This is a genomic window from Halorubrum sp. B53, from assembly GCF_059752395.1.
Map to the genome: position 1 here is coordinate 192,821 of NZ_MWTH01000006.1, position 18,431 is coordinate 211,251.

Below are 18,431 nucleotides of genomic sequence, written 5' to 3' on the forward strand. Positions count from 1 at the left end.
GAGTCGAACGCGCAACTGTAACAAACGATAGTCATAGTCCCGCAGTATGAGAACGGCGGTCGATCGAACGGCGGCGTCTCGGGCGACGACGGAGCGAGTCGGGGACGGAGCGATCACGGGAGCGCGGCGCTCGCGGTGGGCCGTGAGTTCCCCGTAGTGACTGTGAACGAAATCGATGTACCAGATGCGGTGTAGTTCACCGGCGCCGCGAGCCGCTACTCGGCGGTCGCTTCGATCGCGTCCGCGATGACTTCGGTCCCGACCTCAGCCTGTCGCTGCGTCAGGACGAGCGGGGGCAGCAGCCGGACGACGTTGCCGTACTGGCCCGCCGTCCAGACGAGGACGCCGTGCTCGTAGCAGTACTCCTGAATCGCGTCGACGCGGTCGTCGTCGGGCTCGCCGCTCGCGTCGACGAACTCGGCGCCGACGAACAGCCCCTTGCCGCGGACCTGTCCGAGCCCCGGGTCGCCCTCGCCCGCGTCGCGGAGGCGGTCGCGGATCCACGTGCCGACCTCCGTCGCGTGATCGAGCAGGTCGTGCGACTGGATGTACTCGATCGCGCGCAGCCCGCCGACCATCGCGGGGACGTGCCCCCGGTAGGTGCCCGCGTGGTCGCCCGACCCCCACGTGTCGAGGTCCTCGTGGTACATCGTCCCCGACAGCGGCTGGCCGTTGCCGCCGAGCGCCTTCGCGGTCGTCATCACGTCCGGCGTCACGTCGTAGTGCTCGGACGCCCACCACTCGCCGGTGCGCCCCATTCCGACCTGGATCTCGTCGAACACCAGCGGGAGGTCGTTCTCGTCGGCGATCTCGCGCAGTCCCGAGAGGAACCCCTCCGGCGGGACGACGACGCCGCCCTCGCCTTGGATGGGCTCGACGAAGATGCCCGCCGGGTCCGTGAGGCCCCCGTACGGCTCCTCGACGATCGCCCTGACCTCCTCGAGCGCGCGGTCGACCGACTCCTCGGGCCCCCGACCCTCGCGGAAGGGATACGGGAACGGCGCGTGCACCACGTCGGGGAGGAGCGGCGCGTACGGCTTCTTGAACTTCTTGTTCGACGTGATGCTCATCGCGCCGGTCGTTGCCCCGTGGTAGGAGTTCCGGAACGCGAGCAGGCCGTTGCCGCCCGTGTTGTACTTCGCGAGCTTGATCGACGCCTCGACGGCGTCGCTGCCGGTGGGACCGCCGAAGACGAAGCGGCTGTTGCCGGCGAGGCTCCCGGGCGCGATGTCGTCGAGCTTGTCGATGAGGTCGAGCCGGGGCTCCGTCGGGAAATCGACCGAGTGGGTGAGCTTGTCGATCTGCTCGTGGACCCCCTCGTTGACGTACGGGTTCGCGTGGCCGACGTTGTAGACGCCGATGCCGGCGAAGAAGTCGAGGAAGAGGTTCCCGTCCGCGTCCTTCAGGGTCGCGCCCTTCCCCTCCTCGAACGCGAGCGGGATGTCGTTCGGGTACGCGACCGCGCTGCTGTCGATCGCTTCCTGTCTGTCGAGGAGGCGCCGCGAGTTCGGCCCGGGAACGTTATCGACGCTCGGTTCCTCCGCGAAGTGCAAGTCGTGGATCGGCGGTCCCGCCATGGGACAACCGATACGACACGCCCACATAGGATTGGTGCAACCAGCAATCCATGACAGTGTACACGAATATCGTTTCTCTTTGCCCTCTCGCTTCGCTCTTGTTTCGATCGGTATGGTCCCCGTCGACTCGCTCGGCATGGTCCTCGTCGACTCCGGGGTGGGTGCGAGCGTGGCCTCTCTCGACCGCCGGACCAAACCCTTAACCACGGCACCGGCGTGTAGTAGTTCATGGAGTACACAAGAGAGACGGCAGTCACCGGTGAGTTCGACGCCGTCGTCGACGCGACGATCGCCGCCCTCGGCGACGAGGGATTCGGCGTCCTCAGCGACATCGACATCCAGGCGACGCTCGAAGCGAAGCTCGGCGAGGAGTTCCGTCAGTATCGGATCCTCGGCGCGTGTAACCCCCCGCTGGCACACGACGGACTGACCGAGGAGATCGAACTCGGCGCGCTCTTGCCCTGCAACGTCATCGTCTACGAGAGCGACGAGGGGGACGTCGTGGTGAGCGCGGTCGATCCGAAGCGGCTGCTCGCGATCGCCGACAACGACGCTCTCGACCCGATCGGGGCCGAGGTCACCGAGCGAATCGATCGCGTCTTGGCGGCCGTTGCGGGCGAGTTCGAATCCGTCTCGGAGGACTGATATCCGATGTCTTCCGGCGATCGACTTGACGCAACGACCATCCTGATCCTAATTTTCGGCGCCTTCGCCCTCCTCCCATTGCTCATGATGGGACTGGGGTTCGGCGGGATGATGGGTTACGGGGGAATGATGGGCCAGTACGGTAGCACGGGCGGCTGGTGGCCGTTCGTCGGGATGCTCGTCCCGTTCAGCTTCCTCCTCGTGATCGTCGGCGGCGGCTATCTCCTCTTCCGGCGCTTGGGTGAACGGGAGACGGCACAGGACCCCGCGATAGCGGAGCTCCGCGCGGCGTACGCCCGCGGGGAGCTCACCGACGAGGAGTTCGAGGCCCGACGCGAGAAGCTCGAAAAATAGGCGAGACCGTCGCTTCACACATCAAGTACCCGCTCGAACGCCCGTCATCGGACGAGGGCTCTCGGAGCGATCCGGCGCGCCCGGCGGCGAGGTTCGGAACGCGGGACTGACTCGTTTTTCTCCTTCGATTGTGAGCGATCTTGGGAACGAAACGCAAGTACATGGCAGCCGCGTCCGTCTCTCAGTCGCGATGCCTCTCCTCGCGAAGCGCTCGGAGAGGCATGCGCGGGACCGGATTCGAACCGAAACCAGACGTGCTCGCTTCGCTGCGCGCGTCTGGTAGGATTCGAATCCTCCGCGCATACATGGCTCTCACGTTTGTTCGAGGCAGTATGCGCGGGACCGGATTCGAACCGAGGCGAGAAATGCTCGCTCACTCCGTTCGCTGCGCCTTTCTCGCTGGGCTCAAATCCGCTCCTGCTCTTCGCTCACTTCGTTCGCTCATGCGCGGGACCGGATTCGAACCGGCGGACCCCTACGGGATAGCGTCCTAAGCGCTACGCCTTTGGCCTGGCTCGGCAACCCGCGCTTATTCTTGCGGTCAGAGCCACTTAATCGCCAACCACAAGGGCTCTAACGCGCCGTGTGCGCATATTTTGCGCTCGCTTATAGCCATTTCGTATCTCGTGATCGTGCTTGTATCGCGGGTGTCTCACCTTGTTTGTTTAAAAGTAATCCACGGCGTAGCGTTATGCGATACCGACGTTCGCGTTCGGATCTTTTTAAATACCGGCGCCGGCCTCGTCGCCGTCCTCACTTCCCGGAGAGGTACCGGTACCCGCCGATGGCGACGGCGACGACGGCGACGGCCGCTCCCACGAGAAACAACGCGTCGCTTCCCGAGTCGTAGCCGTACGGAACGTTCAGATCGGTCCACCGGTTCAGCGCGAAGAGGGCGACTGCGAGGCCGGCGACGACGAGGCCGACGGCCCTGCCGAGCGGGGAGTTCGACGAGCGACCGGGCATGCGCGAAGCGACTGACTTCGATCCGACAAATGTTCCGCGCCCTCGACTCCCATCGCTCGGAGGAGGATCGTGCCGGGCCGACCTCGCGGGGGGTTCCGACGGGCGTCGAGTCAGATGTCCGCCTCGAACGGGAGCCGATCGAGCACCGCCTCCTCGCCGACGCGGCCGAGGAGCCACTCCGCGAACAGCACGGCGGCGATTCCGAGCCCGATCCCGAAGAGGGTGTCCGAGAGGTAGTGGGTGCCGAGGTAGATCCGCGAGAAGGAGATCAGCCCGGCGAAGCCGGCGGCGACCGCGAAGGGGAGCTCGTCGGAGTTCCACGCGATCCCTGCGTAGGCCGTCACCGCGGCCGAGTGGCCGGAGGGGAACGAGCTCGTGGTCCCGGCGTCGCCCTCGGTCACGCAGATCGGGTTCGGCGGGAACGGGCGCTCGACGAGCGTCATCAGCGCCCAGACGACGATCCCGAGCAGCGAGAGCGCGACGACGCCCTTGACGAACTCCTCGCGCCAGCCGGCGAGGTAGAAGAGGCCGACGAACACGACGCCGGCCGTGACGGAACCGAGGCCCGTCATCGACGTCATCATCTCGGTCAGGAACGGCGTTCGGATCGCGGCGACGAACTCGGCCGCGAGGCCGTCGACCCACCGGACTGCGCTCAGGACCTCGCCGATCTGCGCGTGCATGGGTGTGTCCCTATCGGGCGGACGAGTATAGGCGCTCGCCTCACGCGCGGGCTCGTCCTCACGCGCAGAACGCGCAGTCGCAGTAGCGCTCGCAGACGGGGTTGTCGCAGTCGGCGCCCCGCGCCGAGCAGTGCGTCCGACCGTGGCGGATCAACAGGACGTGGAGCGGGTAGATCAGCTCGTCGGGCACCAGCCCGTCGAGGGCGTCGTGGGCGGCCTGATTCGAGGCCGACGCCGGGACGAGCCCGAAGCGCTTCGAGACGCGCTCGACGTGGGTGTCGACCGCCATCGTCGGCTTGCCGAAGTGGAAGTTCAGCACGACGCTGGCGGTCTTCGGGCCGACCCCCTTGATCTCAGTGAGCCAGCCCTTCGCGTCGTCGGTCGCCATCGCGTCGAGGAACGCCAGCGAGTAGGCGCCGCCGGTCTCCTCGCGGATGGCTGCGAGCGCGCGCTGGATACGCGCGGCCTTCTGGTCGGCGAGCCCCGCCACGCGGATCGTCTCGGCCAGCTCGTCGTGGTCGGCCGCCTCGATGGCCGCGAAGTCGTCGTAGCGGTCGAACAGCGCCTCCGTCGCGCGGCTCGTGTTCGCGTCGGCGACGTTCTGCGAGAGGATCGTCGTCACCAGCTGGCGCACGCCCTCGCCGGGCTCGGCGGTCGGGTCGGCGCCGTGCTCGGCGACGCGGTCCACCGGCTCGTACAGCGCCACCAGGTCGTCGTGCAGCTCGCGCACCCGCGTCTCGTCCCACGCTTGCGTGGACATACCCGCGGTACGGGCGGCGCGGACTTCAGGGCGACGGACGGGGCGATCGCCCCCGCCCCTCGACGCCAGCCGCCCCGCCCCCGGGCTCGCTCGAACCCCCGATCGGCGGTGTCGGCTCGCGCGGCCTTTTTATACCGTACCGCTCAAGAGACGGGTATGTATCGAGCGAGCGATCGCGTCGACAACGCGGCGTGGATCGACCGGCTCGACGACGCGTGCGCGACGCTCGACCTCGACGAGGAGGCGCTCTCGACGGCGACGGACCTGTTCCTGTCGCGAGCGCCGGACGACGAGCGCGGGAAGCGCGTCGCGGCCGCCGCCAGCCTCTACGCCGCCGCGCTGATCCGCGGGCAGGAGCGCTCGCAGTCCGCCGTCGCCGACGCGATGGGCGTCTCCCGGCTCTCCGTCCAGAAGCGCTGGAAGTCCATCTTAAAAGACGCCGGCTTCTCGCCGCCGACGTGGTAGGCGGATCCGTGGGGATCCCGGAGCCGCGGGGTGACCGTCCTCTTCCCGTGTCACCGCCGCCCCGTCACCGCGGTGTCGCGACGACGCCGAGGTGGTCCTCGTGATACCGGTCGAGCTGCCGCGTCGCTAGGATCTCGTACGTCTCGCGGAGCTCGTCGAGCGCGGCCGCGAACACGTCGCTCGGCTCCGCGGTGGCGTCCTCGCTGCGCGCCTTCACCGCGAGCAGTAGCCGCCCGTCCTCGGCGAGGAACCGGGCGTTCCGCGCCGCCACGGTCGCCTGTCCCCGCGTCGCGACGTCCTGCACGATCGCGTCGACGTCGGCCTCCACGACGTGCGCGTACGTCTCCGGCTTCCGGGCGTCCTTCAACAGCGGGAACAGTCGGTCGCGCGGCTCGGCGGCGTCGAGGAGGTCGCGGGCGGGCCGCGGGGCGAACTCGATCGCGTAGGTCGGCCCCGCGAAGTCGGCGACGTGGCTGACGGTCGTTCCGCTCGCGGCCCCCAAGTAAAGCACCGTCTCGCCCCCGGTCAGGCCGGTGTCGAGGCCGAGCTCGAACATCCCGCCGAGCTTCGAGCGCTCGGGGTCCCACGCCCGCCAGCCGTCGGCGGTCGGCTCGCCGTACACGGGGGGTCCGCGCGTCGCCAGCCGCGTCTCGCCGGCGATCTCGCGGCGTTCGACGCCGGCCGGCAGGTCGGAGTCGCTCACGCGTCGCCCTCCGCGTCGCCGTCGGCGTCGCGGTCCGCCGCGCTGTCGGCCTCCGCCCGCGCTCGGATCGTCGCCATCCGCTCGCGGAGCTCCGCGTGGAGCGTCTCCCGGCGCTCCCCCGCGTAGTGGTCGACGCGGGCCGCGAGCGTCAGCTTCCCGGCCAGCGCCCTGGCGGCCGATCCCCGATCTTCGGGGCGGGTGTTCCGGACGTAGTCGTGCGTGTAGATGATCCCGTGTTTCGGCGAGGGCGCGCGCCCCGAGAGGTGCGCGAACAGCGCGTCCTCCGCGCCGAGCACCTGCACGGTGCCGGAGGGCTTCTTCGCGAGCGACTCCAGCCCGCCGGCGAGCGCGATCAGCCGCGCCGCGAGCTCCGGGCCGGCCATCTCGGCGAGGTTCGGCGCGACCGCGGGCGCGATCCGGTCGATCGTCTCGGCGAGGGCGTCGCGCTCGGCCGCCAGCCCGACGACGCGCTCCGCGAGCGACACGGCCCGGCGCTCCAGTTCGGTGTCGGGCTCTCGCGCCGCCACCGCGCGGGCGCCCTCGATCCCCGGTTCGGCGTCGTCGAACAGGCTCCCCGCCCACTCGGCGGCGCGCTCGGCCAGCTCGTTGGCGGTGCGCTCGCAGTCGTCCATCGCCCGCACGGCGTGGATCAGCTGCTGGTCGTCGGCGCGCTCGCGCTCGCGGACGGTCGCGCGGGTCGCCGCCACAGTCGCCTCGTGGAGCCGGTCGTAGTAGTCGTCGGTCGAGTCCGCGAACCCGGTCTCGACGGCGAGCGCCGGCCAGTCGCGGGGCCGATCCGCCTCTCCGTTCGCGATCCGGTCGCGGGCGGCGGCCGCGTCGCGCCCGGCCGCCTCGTCGGCGGGGTCCGCGAACCAGCCCGCGTCGGCGTCGGTGTCGGTCATTACCGGCGGCTACTCGTTCCCGTCGTATAGGCGTTCCCGAACGGCCACGGGGGGCGGGGTGGCCGGCGGCCGCCTCACTGCGCGCTCGGCGCGTCGTCGGCCGCGTCGAGCGCCTCGTCGTCCTCGTCCGACCGGAGGGCCGCGAGGAAGCCGCCCGGATCGGAGCGGACGTCCGCGACGGTCGCGCCGGCGAACGCGCCGAGGGCGGCGCCGCTGCTCGCGGCCTGTCGACTGATCAGCCCGCCGGCCCAACCGCCGGCGGCCGCGCCGACCGCGGCGAGCGTTGCCCGGGAGAGTGCGCGTCGGATACGTGATCCCATACCGATATATTTCCGTCTGATTACATAAAACCCCACCCGTCGCGGACCGCAGACGCCTTCGGTCCGCGTCCCTCGATCCGCGTTTCCTGGTCACTGCAGGCGCTTCGTTGTCTCCACGAGGGGGTGGCGCGCGTAGTCGACGATCTCGATGTCGGTGATGTCGTGTAACCCCTCCTTCTCGGCGGTCTTGGCCATCCCGAGATCGACCGCGCGCTCTGGCACGATCACGTACGCGTCCATCGTCTCGATGCCCGCCTCGTGGGCCGCCATCACTCGGTGGTGACCGTCGGCGAGGTGGAGCGTGCCGCCGTTGTCGATGACGACGAGCGGCTCTGCGAGCCCGCGCTCCAGCTCGTACTGGCGACCCTCCAGCTCGTCGGCGTACACCCGCGCCTGCGTCGGGATCAGGTTGGTGAGGCGGACCTCCCGGCGCTCCTCGTCGAGGGCGACGCCGTGGATCTGTTCGAGCGTCCGCATCAGCTTCCCCACCTTGCTCGGCGTGGCGCGCTCGATCTGCGACCGGACCACGTCCGTGTTCGAGATGATCCCAACGAGGTTGTCGGCGTCGTCGACGACGGGCAGCCGCTGGATCCCGGAGCGGAGGATGACCCGTGCGGCGTCGGTCACCTTCATGTCCGGGTGCGCGACGATGAGGTCGTCCGACATCACGGTGAACACGGGCGACTCGTCGTCGGCGAGCAGCAGGTCGGCGGCCGCGACGAACCCCTCGACGGTCCGACCCTGCGTGACGGGGAACCCGTTGTGGCCGTCGCTCTCGGCCATCCGCCGCGCGACCTCGCCGACCGTCTCGTCGGGGCTCACGGTCTCGACGTCGCGGGTCATGTACTCGCCGACGGTCGGTTTCCCGCTCATCGTCCGTCGTTTGTCCCGGTGGAATAAAAAGGGGCCGGGGCGCTTCTGACCGCGGGACCCGCTACGACCGCTCGTGAACGGCGAACTCGGCGGCGTTGACGACGTAGTGGGCGACGACGGGGACGAGGAGGCTTCCGGTGGCGACGAACAGCCCCGCGAGCGCCAGCCCGAGCGCGCCGGCGACGACGATCCCGAGTCGCCCCTGCGCCCCGTGTCCGAGCCCGAAGGCGACCGAGGAGGCGACCGCGAGAAGCCACGGCTCGACCGCGAACCCGACCGCAAGCGCGCCCACCAGCGCGCCGCGGAAGAGTGCCTCCTCGAAGACCGCGACGACCGGGAGCGCGACGCCGAGCAGCAGGACCCACTCGCCGGGGGTGTCGGGAGCCATCGCCGCGCGGAGTCGGTCCGAGGGCGCGAGGCCGACCCGCGACCCGAGCCGCGCGGCCGCCTCGTTGCCCGCGGCCAGGACCGCTCCGGCGGCGACGCCGAGAGCGACGACGCCGGGGACTCCGAGCGACGCGACTCCCGACGCACCGAGCGTCGGATGTGGCCCGGCAATTCCGAACGCCACCGCCGGCACCGCGGTCCACCACGCGACCGCCGCGAGGACGGCGAGCCCGGCCGCCTGCGACGTCGCGGCGTTGGCCAGAAGCAACCGCGTCGTGAGCACCGGGCGGTCGTCGGGCGGGTGACCGTCGAGGCGGTCGCTCTCGGTCTCTCCGCCCTCGGCGTCATCTCCCTCGGGGCTACCGCCTTCGATGCCACTGCCCTCGATATCGTCGCTCTCGGCGTTATCTCCTTGGGGGCCGTCGCTCTCGGCGTCACCGCTCTCGACCCTTGCGTCGCGGCCGGCGTCGACGATATCACCTCGGGAGTCGACGATATCACCTCGGGAGTCGACGTCGCCCCGGGAGTCGACGATCCGCGCCCGCTCCAGCAGGCGCTGGGAGCGCCGGGTAAAATAGAGAAGCAGCAGCGTCAGGGCGACGGTCGCGGCCGCGAACGCCGCCCAGTCGGGCATCGGGTGGACGCGGGTCTTACTGCGGGCTCGGGCTGGAGGGACCGGAGACGTTCCCCTCCTTCAGGGCCGAGCCGGTGATCGACTTGAGCCGGGAGACGAGCGAGTCCTTCTCGGCCTCGCCCTCTAAGGCGATGTCGAGCACCTCGCTGATGTGCGAGACCGGAATGATCTCGACCATCTCCTTGTACTCGTCTTCGATCATCACGTCCTGCTCGTTCGCCTGCGGGATGATGACCCGGGTGCAGCCGGCCTTCGCGGCCGCCTCGATCTTGTGGGTCACGCCGCCGACGGGGAGCACGTCGCCCCGCACCGACAGCGAGCCGGTCATCGCGAGGCTCTGGTCGACGCCGACGTCCTCTAGCGCGGAGATGACGGCGGTCGCGACCGTGATGGACGCGGAGTCGCCGTCGACGCCCTGCTGGCCCGCCTGCACGAACTGGATGTGGATGTCCATCTCCGAGATGTTCTCGTCGGAGAACTTCTTGATGATCGCGGAGACGTTCGACACCGACTCCTGGGCCATCTCCTTCAGCTGGCCCGTGGCGATCACTTCGCCGGGCCCCTGCGAGGGGGCGACCTCGGCCATCACCGGGAGCATGATCCCGGAGTCCTCGCCCATCACGGCGAGGCCGTTGACGCGGCCGACGACGTAGCCGTCGGAGACCTGCAGCTCGTAGTCCTTCCGGCGCTCGATGAAGTCGTCCGCGAGCTGCTGTTCGATGGAGCGCGAGCGCCCCTTCGCCTGCAGCACGTGCTCGCGGGTGGTCATCTCGGCGTCCTCGCCGCGGGCGATGTCGCCGGCGACGCGGACCATCCCGCCGAGGTTCCGCATCTTCAGCGTGAGGTGGCCCTTCCGGCCGGAGCGGCGCTTGGCCTCGAGGATGATCTCCTCGACGGCCTCGGCCGTGAACTCCGGCAGGCGGCCGTCCTTCGCGACCTCCTGGGCGATGAACCGGACGTACTTCCGGCGCATCTCGGGGGTGTCCTCGATGGTGTCCTCCATGTACACCTCGTAGCCGTACCCCTTGATACGGCTCCGGAGCGCCGGGTGCATGTTCTCCATCGCGTCGAGGTTCCCGGCCGCGATCATGACGAAGTCGGTCGGGACGGGCTCGGTCTGGACCATCGCGCCCGAGGAGCGCTCGGACTGGCCCGTGATCGAGAACTCGCCCTCCTGGATCGCCGTCATGAGGTGCTGCTGGCTGCGGATGTCGAGTGTGTTGATCTCGTCGATGAACAGCACGCCCTTGTTCGCCTTGTGGATGGCCCCGGCCTCGACGCGGTCGTGGCTGGGCGTCTCCATCCCGCCGGACTGGAACGGGTCGTGCCGGACGTCGCCGAGCAGCGCACCGGCGTGCGCGCCGGTCGCGTCGCGGAACGGCGCCGTCTTCGTGTCGCCGTTGTTCACCAACAGGTTCGGGATCATCGCGTCGGAGCCGCGGTTGAGGTAGCGGAAGACGAGGTAGACGACCCCGGCGGCGATGATGCCGACGAGGATCTGGCCGACGATGATGAGCGCGTAGCCCAGCACGACGGCGATGATGATCCACATCAACAGCGACCGCATCTGGTTGCGCTTGCGCGCCTCCTCGCGGTGCGCGTCGACGATCTGGTCGCCCTTCCCCGCCGGCACCGTCCGGACCTTCGGCTTGTTGCCGTCGTCCGGGTTGTGGTAGACGAGGACGTCCTGCAGCTCCTCTTTCGGGAGCAGTTCCGACATCGCCTTCGCGAGCATCGACTTCCCGGTCCCGGGCGAGCCGATCATCATCACGTGGCGGCGCTGCTTGGCCGCCTTGATGATCACGTCGCGGGCGTGCTCCTGCCCGATCACCTGATCGACGAGGCGGTCGGGGATCTCGAGTTCGGCGGTGGTGTCGATCTTGAGTCCCCCGAGGAGGTCGTCCTCGTCCGGGTCCTCTTCGATCTCGGCACCCTCGACCTCGACGGAGCTCCCGAGCTCGTCGATGTCGCCGTCCTCGCTCTGTTCGGTGACGCCCTCGGGGGTGATATCGCTATCGTCCCCGCGGCCCGCTCCGGCGTCGTCCGGATCCGGACCGTCGTCGACGACGATCCCGTCGTCCCAGACCTCGGCCGGCTCCTCGCCGTCTGCCGACCCCTCGCTGTCTGCCGACTCCCCGGCCGCATCGACCGTCTCATCCTCGTCGGCTGGGATGGTCTCGTCGGGCGCGCGGGCGGCGTCGTCGGGAGCGACGTCGTCGGGGGCGTCCTCGCCGTTCCCCGCCGAGTCCGAGGCCCCGGGGCCGGTCTCGTCCGGGTGCTCGGGGTCCTCGGTCGGCGGGTCGTTCGCGTCCTTTTCGTTGCTCATAGAATCGGGTATCGCTAGGAAAAACGAAGGGTCGGCTACTGATATACTTTCTCCCCGCGGGCGATGCGACTGGATACAGCGAAACGCCGCCAAGAGCGCTTAGAGCCCACGATATTGCCGTTCGAGCACTCCCATGGGGTTTATAAATGCTGGCCGCCCAACGTGAATCCATGCGCGGGTTCTATATCGGGCGGTATCAGCCGTTTCACGACGGCCATCTGCATATGATCGAGGAGATTGCCGAGGAGACCGACGAGGTCGTCTTGGGGATCGGCTCCGCCGGCGACTCCCACACCACCCGGAACCCGTTCACGGCCGGCGAGCGCGTGATGATGGTGACGAAGGCGGTCGAGCACCTCGACATCACCACCTATGTGGTCCCCATCGAGGACCTCGACCGCAACTCCGTGTGGGTGAGCCACGTCCAGAGCATGACCCCGCGGTTCGACGTGGCCTACTCGAACAACCCGCTCGTCGTCCGGCTGTTCGAGGAGGCCGGCGTCGAGGTGCGCGGCTCTCCCATGTTCCGCCGCGACGTGCTGGAGGGGACGGAGCTGCGCGAGCGGATGATCCACGGCCACGACTGGGAGGCGCTCGTCCCGGAGGCCGTCATCGACGTGATCCGAGAGGTCGACGGCGTCGAGCGCATCCGCCGGATCGCCGAGACCGACACGAACGGCGAGCCGCCGATGGACGCGTAGTCGCCGCCTTTTAAGAGCCAGCCGGACCGCGGATCGCTCGTGATTACGCTCACGTCCGACTTCGGCTCGCCGTATCCGGCCGCGATGAAGGGAGTGATCCGTCGGCACACGGACGCCGAGATGATCGACGTCGCTCACGACCTCCCGCGCGGGGACCCGCGGGCGGCCGCCTTCTGGCTGCGGTTCGTCCTCCCGGAGTTCCCGCCGGCCGTCCACTGCGCCGTCATCGACCCCGGCGTCGGCACCGGCCGCGACGCCCTCGTCGTCCGCGCCGGCTCGCACGTGCTCGTCGCGCCCGACAACGGGCTCGCGATGCCGCCCGCGCGGGCCCTCGCCGAGGAGGCCGCGGCGGCCGGGGAGCCGGCGGCGGACGAGGAACCTGACGCCGCCCCCGACGTGGAGGCGTTCGTCGTCGACATCGACGAGCCCGCGAGCCAGACGTTCCACGGCCGCGACGTGTTCGCCCCGGTCGCGGCGCGGATCCGCGCGCGGTTCGACGACGGGCCCGCGACCGCGGGCCCCGAGGGGGTCGCGGCCGCGCTCGAATCGATGGACGACCTCTCGCCTGCGGCCGACCCCGTCGACATCGCGTTCCCCGAGCCGACAGTCGAGCGCGACGCGGACGGCGACCCCGTCGCCGTCGACGGCGAGGTGCTCGTGATCGACCGGTTCGGCAACGTCGTCACGAACGTCCCGGGCGAGCTGGTCCGCGGCAGCGACTGGATCCGGGTCAACGAGGAGCTGACCCCCGTCGCGGAGACGTTCGGCGCGGTCGACCCCGGCGACCGCCTCGTCACCGTCGGGAGCCACGGCTACGTGGAGTGCGACGTCAACGACGGCCGCGGCGACGGGGCGTTCGACCTGCGGCCGGGCGACGACGTGCGGCTGGTCGGCGACAACGTGAGCATCTAGCCGGTCGCGAGAACGGGAGAAGCCGGGGCTGCGCTACAGTTCCACGCCGGAAGGGATCAGGCTCTCGCTGCGGAGGAGGTTCCCCTCGTGGTCGTACACGAGGAACGTGTCCTTGTCGTACGAGACGAGCCGCTCGCCGTCGACGTCGATCTCGACGCGGTAGCGGGCGTCCTCGTCGCCGGCCGAGTCGCGTGCGGCGTGGATGAAGGGGAGTACGTCCGTGGCTGTCTCGTTGAGCTCGAGGACGAAGTCCCCGGTGTATCGGTTCGTCACGCCGACCACGCCCTCCGGGTCGTCGGCGTCCGCGAGCGGCTCCCGGAGCCGGAACGCCACGTCGATCTCGGCGGCCTCGAGCAGGTCGCCGTCCGTGTCCGAGAGCCGGTCGCGCAGCAGTCCCTCCGGCCCGTGGAAATCGATCCGGACCAGGGGCGTCGCCCGGTCGTCGGCGTCGTCCCCGACGCCCTCGACGGTCAGTTCGAAGTAGTCACGCCGCATTGCCTATCGTCTCCTTTGCGGTCGGCACCTATCAACGTAACGGGCGGATCCGCGACTGGACGGTCGAGACGGCGGGAGATGCCGCGCGTTCGGCCCGGACTCGCGGCTGATAATCACCCGGTGGAATTTAAACCACCACGCCGCATACGCCCTCGTAACGAGATGGCGAGTGACGCGCGCGAGGACGCGGGGGACCGCTTCGAGACCCTCCGGCGACGGCTCTCGCGGACGTGGGAGATGCTGCAGGGGTCGGCGCTCGACGTCCGCCCGTTCCGGCCGGGCGAGGACGGGCCGCTCGCCTCCTTCTCCGTTCCGGACGGCGAGCGCGAGGTCGACCGCTACTGGGTGAACGCCCCGTACGCGTACGTCGTGATCGCCTACGACGACGCGGAGAGCGAACACCGGTACTACGCGGTCGAGCCGGAGCTCGACGAGTTCGAGCGCGACCTCCTCGACCGCGTCGTCGACGACATCCGCGACCCCCTGCTGTACCGCGAGGGGACCGGCAAGACCGACGAGGAGACGCTCCGCGAGGAGCTGCGGGGACTGCTCGAGGGGTACGGCGTCGACGCCGGGATGGCGACGTTCCACGCGCTGGCGTACTACCTCTACCGCGACTTCCGCGGCTACGGGAAGGTCGACCCCCTCCTCAACGACCGCCACATCGAGGACGTCTCCTGTGACGGGTACGACCTCCCGATCTTCGTCTACCACGACGACTACACCGACATCGAGACGAACGTCTCCTTCGCGAAGGGGGAGCTCGACAACTACGTCATCCGGCTCGCCCAGCAGTCCGGGCGCCACGTCTCCGTCGGCGACCCGATAGTGGAGACGACGCTGCCGGACGGCTCCCGCGCCGAGCTCGCGCTCGGCGAGGAGGTGACGCCTCGCGGCTCCGCGTTCACGATCCGCCAGTACGCCGAGGACCCGTTCACGCCGATCGACCTCGTGGAGTACGGCACGTTCTCGGTCGAGCAGATGGCGTACTTCTGGCTCTGTATCGAGCACAACAAGAGCCTCATCTTCGCCGGCGGCACCGCCTCCGGGAAGACCACCTCGATGAACGCGGTGTCGATGTTCATCCCGCCGCGCGCGAAGGTGCTCACCATCGAGGACACCCGCGAGCTCTCCTTATACCACGACAACTGGCTCTCTTCGGTCACCCGCGAGCGCCGCTACGAGGGGACCGACATCGACATGTACGACCTGCTCCGCTCGGCGCTGCGCCACCGCCCCGAGTACATCGTCGTCGGCGAGGTGCGCGGCGAGGAGGCGATCACGCTGTTCCAGGCGATGAACACCGGCCACACCACCTTCTCGACGATGCACGCCGACTCGATCGAGACGGTGATCAACCGGCTGGAGAACGAGCCGATCAACGTGCCGCGCGCGATGGTGCAGTCGCTCGACATGCTCTCGATCCAGACGCTGACCCGCTCCGGCGACCAGCGCGTCAGGCGCGCGAAGACGATCGGCGAGATCGGCGGCATCGACCAGCGCACCGGCGAGCTCGACTACTCCTCGGCGTTCGACTGGGACGCGGAGGCCGACGAGTTCACCCGCAACGACTCGTCGCTCATGGCGGAGATCGCCGACGACCGGGGCTGGTCCCGCTCCGAGCTGCTCCGCGAGATCCGGCGCCGCGAGCGGTTCCTGCAGCTGCTCCGCGAGCTCGGGATCACCGACTACCGGACGTTCACGGCCCTCGTCAACGAGTACTACGCCGACTCCGACCGCGTGATGGACCGGTTGGAGGACCGGGCGGCCGACGCGGAGGGGGCCGCCGTGCCGGCCGAGGCGACCGTGTCGGACGACGGGCGGAGCCCGGCCCGCGGTGGGTCGTCGAGGGGCGGAGAGACGCCGGAATGATCGCCTCGATCCCCCTCTTCGCCGCGCTGGGGCTGTGTCTGGCGCTGCTGCTCCCGGCCGTCGACCGCCGCGCCGACCTGTTCGTTACTCGGCTCGCGCTGTCGCTGTTCGGCGACGACGTCGCCGAGGAGGGGCCCCGCAAACGGCGCCAGCGCGACCTGATGCGCGCCGCCCACGTCGCCGGCACGCACCGCGCGTACGCCTCCCGGACGCTGCTGTACGCGGGGGTCCTCGGGATCGCCGGCAGCGTCCTCGGGGTGTACGCGGCCGCCGCGCTCATCTCCGCGCTCGACGTGGGCGAGGCGGCGGTCCGCGCGGCGCTGCCGGCCTCGCTCTCCTTCCTCGCCGGCGTCGCAGGGATCGGGTCGCTCACCCTCCCACAGCTGTTCCTCCTGTTGACCTTCGCCTCGGCGACCCTCGGTTCCGCGCTCGCGGTCGGGACCTACTACGGCCGGTGGGAGCTGCTCCGCCAGCGGGCACACGCCCGGGGGGCCGAGATCGACGCCACCCTCCCGCGGACGGTCGCGTTCATGTACGCGCTCTCGCGGTCGGGGATGGCGTTCCCGCGGGTGATGGACACGCTCGCGGAGAACGAGGCCGTGTACGGCGAGGCGGCCACGGAGCTGTCGGTCGCCGTCCGCGACATGAACGCGTTCGGCACGGACGCGCTGACGGCGCTCCAGCGCACCGCGCGCCGGACGCCGAGCGACGACCTCGCCGACTTCTCCGAGAACCTCGCGTCCGTCCTCGGCACCGGCCAGTCCATCTCGTCGTTCCTCGCCGACCAGTACGAGCTGTACCAGGAGGAGGCCGAGTCGAAACAGGAGCGCTACCTGGAGCTGCTCTCGACGTTCGCGGAGGCGTACGTCACGGCGCTGGTCGCCGGCCCCCTCTTTTTCATCACCATCCTCGTCGTCATCGGGCTCGTGTTGGAGGACACGCTCCCGCTGCTCCGCGTCGTCGTCTACCTCGGCGTCCCGCTCGCGACGTTCGGGTTCGTCGTCTACGTCGACAGCGTGACGCAGGGCGTCGGCGGGACGGAGGACGTCGACATGTCCGAGGCGGTCGGGAACGGCCCGACCGGTGACGACTTCGCCGGCGACGGCGGCGCTCCGAGCGTCGCGGCGGACGGCGGCGTCGAGAGCGGGACCGGGCGAGACGAGTGGGCCGCCAGCCGGGAGCGACTGCGGGCCTACGACCGGCTCCAGCGGCTGCGCGAGTGGGCGGCGTCGCCCGTCGAGAGCGTGGTCGCGGCGCCGTGGACCTCGTTCCTCGCGACGGTGCCGCTCGCGGTCCTCGGGCTACTCGTCTTCGTCTTCCCGATCACGCTCGGGCCGCCGACCGAGATGGTCGCGCAGGTCGAGACGCCGATCGTCGTCGCGACCGCGCTCGTCCTCGCGGTCTACGCGGTCGTCTACGAGGTCCGGAAGCGACGGGTCCGGCGGATCGAGTCGGCGGTGCCCGACCTCCTCGACCGGCTCGCGAGCGTCAACGAGGCCGGCACCTCGGTCGTCGGGAGCGTCCGCCGGGTCGCCGACTCGAACCTGGCGGCGCTGACGGACGACCTGAAACGCACCCGGCGCGACATCGACTGGGGCGCCGACGTGAGCACCGCGCTCCGCCGGCTGGAGCGCCGGGTCCGGTCGCCGATGACCTCCCGCGCCGTGGCGCTGGTGACGAACGCGATGCACGCGAGCGGCGACATCGGACCCGTCCTCCGGATCGCCGCCGACGAGTCGCGCGCGACGTGGTCGCTCCGGCGCGAGCGCCGCCAGGTCATGCTCACGTATCTCATCGTGATCTACATCTCCTTCCTCGTCTTCCTCGGGATCATCGCCTCGCTGTCCGTCTCCTTCATCCCGGCCGTCGAGGAGGCCGCGGTCTCGGGCGCCGGCGGCGCGAGCGAGGTCCCCGGCGCGCCGAGCGGGCCGACCGGGATCACCGACGGGCTCGGGGAGATCGACTCGTTCGCCTACGAGCAGCTGTTCTTCCACGCCGCGGCCGTGCAAGCGGTCTGTTCCGGCCTCGTCGCCGGCCAGCTCGGCGAGGGGTCGGTCAAGGACGGCGTGAAACACGTTGTCGTCCTCCTCGCGCTGACGCTCGTCACCTTCTTCGTCATCGCTCGGCTCTGAGGCGCCGGCGGACCGCTCCCGCGCGACCGCGGTCCACCGGAGCTATGTCGCTCGACGCCGACCGTCGGGCATGGAGACGGACCCGCAGTCGACGTACGACCGCATCGCCGCGCACTTCGCGAAGACCCGCGAGTACGCGTGGCCGGAGGTCGAGTCGTTCCTGGCGGGGCGCTCGGCGACGCGCGCGCTCGACGTCGGCTGCGGCAACGGCCGCCACGCGGAGCTGCTCGCGGAGCACGCCGCGTCGGTCGTGGGAGTCGACCTGAGCCGTGAGCTCCTGCGCGAGGCGGCGACGCGGGCCCGCGAGCGCGGCTTCGACGAGGCGGTCGACCTCGTTCACGGCGACGCCGCCGCCCTCCCGGTAGCCGACGACGCGGTCGGGCTCGCGACGTACGTCGCCACGCTGCATCACCTCTCGCCACGGGCCGCCCGCGTCGGGAGCCTCGACGAGCTCGCCAGAGTCCTCGCGCCGGGCGGGGCGGCGCTCGTGAGCGCGTGGAGCACCGCTCACGACCGCTTCGACCGCGAGGAGGGGTTCGACACGACCGTCGACTGGACGCTCCCGGGCGGCGAGACCGTCCCGCGGTACTACCACATCTACTCGCCGGAGGAGTTCGAGACGGACCTCGAGGAAAGCGCGCTCGACGTCGTCGAGTTCGACGTGTCGAGCGGGAACTGTTACGCGACCGTCACCGCTTCGAGCGACTGAACCGACCGCCGCGCC

At 70.0% G+C, this 18,431-nt stretch carries 19 protein-coding genes and 1 tRNA gene; 8 read left to right on the forward strand and 12 right to left on the reverse strand.

The window, feature by feature from the left end; all coding sequences use genetic code 11:
- Positions 1 to 215: 215 nt before the first annotated feature.
- Positions 216 to 1,577: an aspartate aminotransferase family protein gene (locus tag B4V06_RS06155; RefSeq protein ID WP_123114616.1), complete on the reverse strand. Its 1,362-nt coding sequence runs from the start codon at positions 1,575 to 1,577 to the stop codon at positions 216 to 218.
- A gap of 228 nt (positions 1,578 to 1,805) precedes the next feature.
- Between B4V06_RS06155 and B4V06_RS06160 the strand changes: the two genes are divergently transcribed.
- Entirely contained in the window at positions 1,806 to 2,222 is a 417-nt protein-coding gene (locus B4V06_RS06160) for a DUF302 domain-containing protein (RefSeq protein ID WP_123114617.1), read from the forward strand.
- A 6-nt stretch (positions 2,223 to 2,228) separates the two neighbouring features.
- Positions 2,229 to 2,576 carry an SHOCT domain-containing protein gene (locus B4V06_RS06165; RefSeq protein WP_498168388.1) on the forward strand — a complete coding sequence of 116 codons (348 nt, stop codon included), beginning with the start codon at positions 2,229 to 2,231 and terminating at the stop codon, positions 2,574 to 2,576.
- 444 nt (positions 2,577 to 3,020) lie between these two features.
- On the opposite strand, the gene B4V06_RS06170 is transcribed toward B4V06_RS06165, so the two are convergent.
- The 4 genes from B4V06_RS06170 to B4V06_RS06185 all read right to left on the reverse strand — a co-directional run bounded on the left by B4V06_RS06170 (position 3,021) and on the right by B4V06_RS06185 (position 4,985).
- Positions 3,021 to 3,105: transfer RNA gene (locus tag B4V06_RS06170), tRNA-Leu, on the reverse strand.
- A gap of 224 nt (positions 3,106 to 3,329) precedes the next feature.
- Entirely contained in the window at positions 3,330 to 3,542 is a 213-nt protein-coding gene (locus B4V06_RS06175) for a hypothetical protein (protein ID WP_498168391.1), read from the reverse strand.
- A gap of 110 nt (positions 3,543 to 3,652) precedes the next feature.
- Positions 3,653 to 4,225, reverse strand: a complete 573-nt coding sequence (locus B4V06_RS06180) for a phosphatase PAP2 family protein (RefSeq protein WP_123114620.1) — start codon at positions 4,223 to 4,225, stop codon at positions 3,653 to 3,655.
- A 58-nt stretch (positions 4,226 to 4,283) separates the two neighbouring features.
- On the reverse strand, positions 4,284 to 4,985 hold the full coding sequence (locus B4V06_RS06185) for an endonuclease III domain-containing protein (protein WP_498168394.1): 702 nt from the start codon (positions 4,983 to 4,985) through the stop codon (positions 4,284 to 4,286).
- Positions 4,986 to 5,141: 156 nt separating this feature from the next.
- On the opposite strand from B4V06_RS06185, the gene B4V06_RS06190 reads away from it, so the two are divergent.
- Positions 5,142 to 5,450 carry a transcription initiation factor IIB family protein gene (locus B4V06_RS06190; RefSeq protein WP_498168397.1) on the forward strand — a complete coding sequence of 103 codons (309 nt, stop codon included), beginning with the start codon at positions 5,142 to 5,144 and terminating at the stop codon, positions 5,448 to 5,450.
- A 64-nt stretch (positions 5,451 to 5,514) separates the two neighbouring features.
- Here B4V06_RS06190 and B4V06_RS06195 read toward each other — a convergent pair whose 3' ends face one another.
- From B4V06_RS06195 to lonB, 6 genes are all read right to left on the reverse strand, one after another.
- Positions 5,515 to 6,153 (reverse strand): fibrillarin-like rRNA/tRNA 2'-O-methyltransferase, encoded by a 639-nt coding sequence (locus B4V06_RS06195; RefSeq protein WP_498168400.1) that lies wholly within the window; start codon positions 6,151 to 6,153, stop codon positions 5,515 to 5,517.
- Positions 6,150 to 7,055, reverse strand: coding sequence for an NOP5/NOP56 family protein (locus tag B4V06_RS06200; protein ID WP_498168403.1), 906 nt, complete (start codon positions 7,053 to 7,055; stop codon positions 6,150 to 6,152). Before B4V06_RS06200 ends, B4V06_RS06195 begins: the two co-directional genes overlap by 4 nt.
- Before the next feature lie 74 nt (positions 7,056 to 7,129).
- Complete coding sequence (locus tag B4V06_RS06205) at positions 7,130 to 7,375, reverse strand: hypothetical protein (RefSeq protein WP_123114625.1); 246 nt, start codon at positions 7,373 to 7,375, stop codon at positions 7,130 to 7,132.
- A 90-nt stretch (positions 7,376 to 7,465) separates the two neighbouring features.
- On the reverse strand, positions 7,466 to 8,248 hold the full coding sequence (locus tag B4V06_RS06210; protein WP_498168407.1) for a CBS domain-containing protein: 783 nt from the start codon (positions 8,246 to 8,248) through the stop codon (positions 7,466 to 7,468).
- A gap of 61 nt (positions 8,249 to 8,309) precedes the next feature.
- Entirely contained in the window at positions 8,310 to 9,269 is a 960-nt protein-coding gene (locus tag B4V06_RS06215; RefSeq protein WP_498168410.1) for a CPBP family intramembrane glutamic endopeptidase, read from the reverse strand.
- A 16-nt stretch (positions 9,270 to 9,285) separates the two neighbouring features.
- Positions 9,286 to 11,595 carry an ATP-dependent protease LonB gene (lonB, locus tag B4V06_RS06220; RefSeq protein ID WP_123114628.1) on the reverse strand — a complete coding sequence of 770 codons (2,310 nt, stop codon included), beginning with the start codon at positions 11,593 to 11,595 and terminating at the stop codon, positions 9,286 to 9,288.
- A 170-nt stretch (positions 11,596 to 11,765) separates the two neighbouring features.
- On the opposite strand from lonB, the gene B4V06_RS06225 reads away from it, so the two are divergent.
- Together B4V06_RS06225 and B4V06_RS06230 are read left to right on the forward strand one after the other, a co-directional pair.
- Positions 11,766 to 12,296, forward strand: coding sequence for a nicotinamide-nucleotide adenylyltransferase (locus tag B4V06_RS06225; RefSeq protein WP_123114629.1), 531 nt, complete (start codon positions 11,766 to 11,768; stop codon positions 12,294 to 12,296).
- Positions 12,297 to 12,335: 39 nt separating this feature from the next.
- The gene (locus B4V06_RS06230; RefSeq protein ID WP_123114630.1) at positions 12,336 to 13,208 is read left to right on the forward strand and encodes an SAM hydrolase/SAM-dependent halogenase family protein; all 873 of its coding nucleotides are present in this window, start codon (positions 12,336 to 12,338) and stop codon (positions 13,206 to 13,208) included.
- A gap of 33 nt (positions 13,209 to 13,241) precedes the next feature.
- Here B4V06_RS06230 and B4V06_RS06235 read toward each other — a convergent pair whose 3' ends face one another.
- On the reverse strand, positions 13,242 to 13,703 hold the full coding sequence (locus B4V06_RS06235) for a DUF5793 family protein (protein ID WP_123114631.1): 462 nt from the start codon (positions 13,701 to 13,703) through the stop codon (positions 13,242 to 13,244).
- A gap of 162 nt (positions 13,704 to 13,865) precedes the next feature.
- Between B4V06_RS06235 and B4V06_RS06240 the strand changes: the two genes are divergently transcribed.
- The 3 genes from B4V06_RS06240 to B4V06_RS06250 all read left to right on the forward strand — a co-directional run bounded on the left by B4V06_RS06240 (position 13,866) and on the right by B4V06_RS06250 (position 18,416).
- On the forward strand, positions 13,866 to 15,575 hold the full coding sequence (locus tag B4V06_RS06240) for a type II/IV secretion system ATPase subunit (RefSeq protein WP_123114632.1): 1,710 nt from the start codon (positions 13,866 to 13,868) through the stop codon (positions 15,573 to 15,575).
- Positions 15,572 to 17,707, forward strand: a complete 2,136-nt coding sequence (locus B4V06_RS06245) for a type II secretion system F family protein (RefSeq protein WP_498168416.1) — start codon at positions 15,572 to 15,574, stop codon at positions 17,705 to 17,707. Before B4V06_RS06240 ends, B4V06_RS06245 begins: the two co-directional genes overlap by 4 nt.
- A 70-nt stretch (positions 17,708 to 17,777) precedes the next feature.
- The gene (locus B4V06_RS06250) at positions 17,778 to 18,416 is read left to right on the forward strand and encodes a class I SAM-dependent methyltransferase (protein WP_123114634.1); all 639 of its coding nucleotides are present in this window, start codon (positions 17,778 to 17,780) and stop codon (positions 18,414 to 18,416) included.
- Positions 18,417 to 18,431 lie beyond the last annotated feature (15 nt).

Coding starts and splice junctions, on each gene's coding strand:
- B4V06_RS06205 (WP_123114625.1), bottom strand. CDS start 7,375: ATGGGATCACGTATCCGACGCGCACTCTCCCGGGCAACGCTCGCCGCG.
- B4V06_RS06225 (WP_123114629.1), top strand. CDS start 11,766: ATGCGCGGGTTCTATATCGGGCGGTATCAGCCGTTTCACGACGGCCAT.
- B4V06_RS06190 (WP_498168397.1), top strand. CDS start 5,142: ATGTATCGAGCGAGCGATCGCGTCGACAACGCGGCGTGGATCGACCGG.
- B4V06_RS06215 (WP_498168410.1), bottom strand. CDS start 9,269: ATGCCCGACTGGGCGGCGTTCGCGGCCGCGACCGTCGCCCTGACGCTG.
- B4V06_RS06175 (WP_498168391.1), bottom strand. CDS start 3,542: ATGCCCGGTCGCTCGTCGAACTCCCCGCTCGGCAGGGCCGTCGGCCTC.
- B4V06_RS06245 (WP_498168416.1), top strand. CDS start 15,572: ATGATCGCCTCGATCCCCCTCTTCGCCGCGCTGGGGCTGTGTCTGGCG.
- B4V06_RS06180 (WP_123114620.1), bottom strand. CDS start 4,225: ATGCACGCGCAGATCGGCGAGGTCCTGAGCGCAGTCCGGTGGGTCGAC.
- B4V06_RS06210 (WP_498168407.1), bottom strand. CDS start 8,248: ATGAGCGGGAAACCGACCGTCGGCGAGTACATGACCCGCGACGTCGAG.
- lonB (WP_123114628.1), bottom strand. CDS start 11,595: ATGAGCAACGAAAAGGACGCGAACGACCCGCCGACCGAGGACCCCGAG.
- B4V06_RS06240 (WP_123114632.1), top strand. CDS start 13,866: ATGGCGAGTGACGCGCGCGAGGACGCGGGGGACCGCTTCGAGACCCTC.
- B4V06_RS06165 (WP_498168388.1), top strand. CDS start 2,229: ATGTCTTCCGGCGATCGACTTGACGCAACGACCATCCTGATCCTAATT.
- B4V06_RS06185 (WP_498168394.1), bottom strand. CDS start 4,985: ATGTCCACGCAAGCGTGGGACGAGACGCGGGTGCGCGAGCTGCACGAC.
- B4V06_RS06235 (WP_123114631.1), bottom strand. CDS start 13,703: ATGCGGCGTGACTACTTCGAACTGACCGTCGAGGGCGTCGGGGACGAC.
- B4V06_RS06155 (WP_123114616.1), bottom strand. CDS start 1,577: ATGGCGGGACCGCCGATCCACGACTTGCACTTCGCGGAGGAACCGAGC.
- B4V06_RS06200 (WP_498168403.1), bottom strand. CDS start 7,055: ATGACCGACACCGACGCCGACGCGGGCTGGTTCGCGGACCCCGCCGAC.
- B4V06_RS06250 (WP_123114634.1), top strand. CDS start 17,778: ATGGAGACGGACCCGCAGTCGACGTACGACCGCATCGCCGCGCACTTC.
- B4V06_RS06160 (WP_123114617.1), top strand. CDS start 1,806: ATGGAGTACACAAGAGAGACGGCAGTCACCGGTGAGTTCGACGCCGTC.